The following is a 4,927-nucleotide window of genomic DNA, read 5'->3' as shown; positions in this document are numbered from 1 at the left end:
TCGTCGGCGCCGGAGCGGCGACCGGTGCCGGTGCCGCCGCGACCGCCGGCACGGCCGGCGCCGTCGCAAGCGGGATCCCGACGCTGATCGCGGTGACCGCGGCCGCCGCCCCACCGGCCGCGGCCGCGCCGATGGCGGCAATGACGACCGGCGCGAGCACCACCGCCATTTGGATCGCCAGCTGGATGAACGGCCAGAAGATCATCAGGGTGTGGAAGATGGCCCAGCCGAGCGCGGTCGACAGGGCCGGTGACAGTCCGAGCTGCCCGAAAAACGAGGCGAGGCTGTTGACCCACGGCACCGGCGGGAAGGGCCACCCACCGGGGTTGAGGTCCTTGGACACCGGCCACGCGAAGTTCTGGGTGTACTGCTGCAACCATTGGGTGAGCTGGTCCATCCAGGAGGGATAGGTTTTCTGCGGCGGCGGATCCGCGGCCGCGGTCGTCGCGTTGTTTGCCTCCGCGCCCGCCACCATGATCTGCGGCGCGGGTGTGGTCGGCGGAACCGCAGCCAGGGCGGATGCACTGACGGCCTGGTAGGTGGTCATCGTCGTGGCGGCCTGCACCCACATGCGCGCGTAATCGGCTTCGTTGACGGCGATGGGGATGGTGTTGATTCCGAAGAAATTCGTGGCGACCAGCGTCCCGTGAACCGCGTGGTTGGCCGCGAGCTCACCCAGCGTCGGCATGGCGGCCAGCGCGGCGGTGTAGGCGGTGGCCGCGGTCTCGTGCAGGCTGGCCGCGGCTGAGCTTTTCGCCGCGCTCTCCAGCAGCCAGGCCTGATAGGGGACGTGTGCGGCCACGTACTGATCGGCGCTGGGTCCGTCCCACGCCCCCGCCTGCACGGTGCCCAGTAGCCCGCTGAGTTCGGATGCCGCGGCCGCGTAATCGGTGCTCATCGACGACCATGCCGCCGATGCGGCCAGCAGCGGCGCGGGGCCGGGACCGCTGCTGAGCAACGTCGAGTGCACCTCGGGCGGAAACGCGGCCCAGATCGGGGCGGTCATCGTCGGGGGCCTTCGGGCAAGAACACGAATACCTCTTCGGTGAATCTCGTGGATGGGCTGGCGATGCTGACGATCAGAGGTCGGTTGCCGCCGTCGTTTAGTTCCCCGCCATTTCGTTCGGCGCCAACTTCGGGGAGTCTTTGCGCGCAGACGGGCCATGCGCAACGATGCAGGGATGCGGTGTGACGTTGCGCGTGAAGCGCTGTCGGCTCGATTGGACGGCGAGCGCCCCCAGGTGCTCGCGCAGCAGGTCGATGCCCACCTTGAATCGTGCCGCAGTTGCCGCTCCTGGCTGATCGGGGCGGCGGCGCAGACCCGTCGGCTGGCCTCGGTTGCTCCCGGCGAGGGACCCGACCTGGTCGACAAAATCATGGCCAGCGTCGGCGAGCAGCCCTCCGGACACCATGCCGGGATGCGCTGGTTGCGGTCGCACTACCGGCGGTGGGGATTGATTCTTGTGGGGCTCTTCCAGGTGGCGATCGCCGCCGCCCAGATCAGCGGGGTCGATTTCGGCATGGTGTCGGGTCACATGCACGGGGCGATGTCGGGCGAGCACTTGATGCATGAGTCCACCGCGTGGTTGCTGGCATTGGGTTTGGCGATGGTTGCTGCCGGTGTCTGGCCCGCCTCCGCGTCGGGGGTAGCGGCGATCACGGGTGTGTATTCCGTTGCGCTCCTTAGCTATGTTCTCGTGGATGCCTTCGCGGGACAGGTCACGGCCACCAGGATCGCCAGCCACATGCCCCTGCTGTTGGGCCTGGCATTCGCATTGCTGGTGGCGCGGGAGCGCGTGGGGTCGCACCGACGGCACGGCTCCGACGGCTCGGTCGACACCGACTATCCCGCCTGGGCGGCCGACGTCCCCAGCGGTCGACGGCGCGGGCATCTGCGGCCGATCAATCACACGGCCGTCGACCACGCCGCCTCGTCTACGACGACCCGTCGTAGGATCGGAACACCCGCGCAACTAAGGTGGTTGAGCATGATCGCGCCGAGCGACGACGAGGCGGTAACCGAGCTCGCGTTGTCCGCCGCACGCGGGAACGCACGAGCGCTCGAGGCGTTCATCAAAGCCACCCAGCAAGACGTGTGGCGGTTCGTCGCCTACCTGTCCGATGCGGGCAACGCCGACGATCTGACCCAGGAGACTTTCCTGCGCGCCATCGGCGCGGTCGAGCGGTTCTCCGGACGCTCGAGTGCCCGGACGTGGCTGCTCTCCATCGCGCGCCGGGTCGTGGCCGATCACATCCGCCACCTGCAGTCGCGGCCGCGCACTGCCCAGGGCACCGATCCCGAACACGTCGTGCGCGGCGACCGCCACGCCCGCGGATTCGAAGACCTGGTCGAGGTGACGACGATGATCGCCGGCCTCAACCCCGAACAGCGGGAAGCGCTTCTGCTCACCCAGTTGCTCGGGTTGCCCTACGCCGACGCCGCCGCGGTATGCGGCTGCCCGGTGGGCACCATCCGGTCCCGGGTCGCGCGCGCCCGCGATGCGCTGCTGGCCGACGGTGAGCGCAGCGACCTAACGGGCTAGCGCGACAACCCATTCGGCGGCCTCGGCCACGGTGCCGACGGCCGACACGCCGGCCGGTAGCGGTGGACGCGCCACCATCACCACCGCAACATTCAGCGCCGCAGCCGCATCCAGCTTCGCCCGCGTCATCTGTCCGCCGCTGTTCTTGGTGACCAGCGCGTCGATGCGGTGCTCACGCAACAGCGCGAATTCGTCGTCGTAGCGATACGGGCCGCGTGAGAGCACCAGCTGGTGATGACGCGGCAGCGAGGAGCTGTCCGGTTCGGTGACCGCCCGGATCAAAAACCACGCGTCGCTGTCAGCGAACGCCGCCGCTCCCGAGCGCCCCGTGGTGAGAAACACACGCGAATGGCCCTGCCGGGCAACGGTTTCGGCTGCATGGACATCCGATTCGACGACGGTGGCGGCGCCGGGGTCCCATGCCGGGCGCGCCAGGATCAGATGAGGGATCCGCAATTGGGCGCACGCGGCGGCGGCGTGTGCGGTCATGGTGGCCGCGAACGGGTGGGTGGCATCGACGACGGCGTCGATGCGTCCGTCGTGCAGCCAGCGCCGCAGGCCGTCCACGCCGCCGAAGCCGCCGATGCGCACGGCTCCGACCGGCAGGGCCGGATCCGGCACCCGGCCCGCCAAGGAGCTGATGACGTCGATGCGGGGGTGCAGGGCTTTCGCCAGTGCGCGCGCCTCGCCCGTGCCCCCTAGCAGCAAGACCCGCATCAATGCCTGCTCCCCCGGATCCGCCCGGCCGAATACAGGTAGCTGTCGGTGAATTCCCCTGCGGTCAGCACGTCGCCGACCACGACGATCGCGGTCTTGGTGATGTCCGCCTCGTGCATCTGATCGGCGATATCGGAGAGTGTGCCGCGCAACACCGTCTCCCGCGGCCAGCTTGCGAAAGCCACGACGGCGGCGGGTGTTTCGGGCCCGTAGCCGCCGTCGAGAAGCTGCGGGACGATGGCGTCGATCTGGGCGGCCGCCAAATGCAGGACCAGGGTGGCGCCGGATCGGGCGAGCGTAACCAGGTCTTCGCCGGGCGGCATCGCGGTGGACAGGGTCGCCACCCGCGTCAGCGTTACCGTCTGCGCAACCCCGGGAACGGTGAGCTCGCGTTTCAGGGTGGCCGCGGCGGCGGCGAAAGCCGGTACGCCGGGCACGATTTCGTAATCGATACCCAGCGTGTCGAGGCGGCGGCACTGCTCGGCCAGCGCGCTGTAGAGCGACGGGTCACCGGAGTGCAGCCGCGCCACGTCGTGCCCGGCGGCGTGCGCCTGGCTGAGTTCGGTGATGATCTGCTCCAACGTCAAGGGGCCGGTGTCAACGATTTTCGCGTCCTCCGGACAGAGACCGAGCAGGTCGTCCGGCATGATCGACCCGGCGTACAGGCACACGGGGCACGTTTGCAGAAGCCGTTGACCGCGGACCGTGATCAGGTCGGCGGCACCTGGGCCCGCCCCGATGAAATACACCGTCATTTGGTCACCGCCCACTGGGTGACCGGATAATGCGGGTGCCAGCCCGTGAAGGCACCCAACGCGGCGCCGTGATAGTGCTGGAAGCGTCGTAGCTTTCCGCCTAAACGCGTATACGCCTGTGTAAGAACGGCTTCCGACTCAGTGGTGACGACGTTGGCGACAAGCCGTCCGCCGGGGGGCAGGTTGTCGAGACAGGCGTCGAGCAGACCGGGCCGGGTCAGTCCGCCGCCGATGAAGATCGCCGCCGGCGGTTCGGCGCCATCGAAAGCGTCGGGCGCGTCGCCGCGTATGTCGATGCCGACGCCGGAAGCCGCGGCGTTGAATTCGAGGTTGTGACGGCGTCGTTCGTCGCGTTCGAAGGCGACCGCGGCGCAACCCCGTCCGCTGAGGCACCACTCGACGCTGATGCTGCCCGAACCCGCGCCGACGTCCCATAACCGCTCGCCGGGGCGCGGCGCCAGGGCCGCCAGCGTCACCGCGCGGATCCCCTGTTTGGTGATTTGGCCGTCGTGGGTGAACGCGTCGTCGGGCAGGGGCGAGACGCGTTCGTCGGGCAGGTAGCGCACAGCGATCACGTTGAGGTCGTCGATGTCTCGGGGCGCGCCGTCGGCCCAGTCGCGGGCGGTGCCGTCGCGGCGGTGTTCGTCTGGGCCGCCAAGTCTTTCGAGAACGGTGACCTGCGAATCACCGCGGCCATGTGCGTTGAGAAGCGCGGCCAGCTCGCCGGGTGTGGATTTGCTGTGCGATAGCACGATCGCTTGGCCGCCGCGGCGCACGGCGGTGTGCGGCTGCCCGGTGACGAGGCTGATCACGTCGGTGTCGTGGACGCTCCAGCCCATCCGCGCGCACGCCAGCGTCACCGAGGACACGTGCGGCAGCACCCGCACCTTCTCGGGGCCGTACAGCCGGATC

Annotated in this window: 5 protein-coding genes and 1 pseudogene; 2 read left to right on the top strand and 4 right to left on the bottom strand. The window is 69.2% G+C overall.

The genetic code is table 11. The features are described 5' to 3' along the window. Positions 1-1,006: PPE family protein (locus tag Q0W90_RS23205; protein WP_297776892.1), on the bottom strand; the 1,006-nt coding region annotated here is incomplete at its 3' end. 157 nt (positions 1,007-1,163) lie between these two features. Between Q0W90_RS23205 and Q0W90_RS23200 the strand changes: the two are divergent. Both Q0W90_RS23200 and sigC read left to right on the top strand, forming a co-directional pair. Continuing rightward, positions 1,164-1,799 (top strand): annotated as a pseudogene (locus Q0W90_RS23200) (DUF2275 domain-containing protein); the annotation flags it as partial. Positions 1,800-1,988: 189 nt separating this feature from the next. Continuing rightward, complete coding sequence (sigC, locus tag Q0W90_RS23195; protein WP_297597733.1) at positions 1,989-2,543, top strand: RNA polymerase sigma factor SigC; 555 nt, start codon at positions 1,989-1,991, stop codon at positions 2,541-2,543. On the opposite strand, the gene Q0W90_RS23190 is transcribed toward sigC, so the two are convergent. From Q0W90_RS23190 to cbiT, 3 genes are all read right to left on the bottom strand, one after another. Next, the gene (locus Q0W90_RS23190; protein WP_297776888.1) at positions 2,532-3,260 is read right to left on the bottom strand and encodes a cobalt-precorrin-6A reductase; all 729 of its coding nucleotides are present in this window, start codon (positions 3,258-3,260) and stop codon (positions 2,532-2,534) included. The two genes, sigC and Q0W90_RS23190, sit on opposite strands and share 12 nt — an antisense overlap. Then, on the bottom strand, positions 3,260-4,015 hold the full coding sequence (gene cobM / locus Q0W90_RS23185; protein WP_297776886.1) for a precorrin-4 C(11)-methyltransferase: 756 nt from the start codon (positions 4,013-4,015) through the stop codon (positions 3,260-3,262). Before cobM ends, Q0W90_RS23190 begins: the two co-directional genes overlap by 1 nt. Then, the coding region (gene cbiT / locus Q0W90_RS23180) for a precorrin-6Y C5,15-methyltransferase (decarboxylating) subunit CbiT (protein ID WP_297776884.1) at positions 4,012-4,927 on the bottom strand (916 nt) is incomplete at its 5' end. The genes cobM and cbiT, both read right to left, overlap by 4 nt.

Source organism: Mycobacterium sp. (assembly GCF_025933915.1).
Taxonomy (GTDB): Bacteria; Actinomycetota; Actinomycetes; order Mycobacteriales; family Mycobacteriaceae; genus Mycobacterium.
The sequence above is the reverse complement of the archived record's forward strand: the minus strand, read 5'-3'. Positions and strand labels throughout refer to the sequence as shown.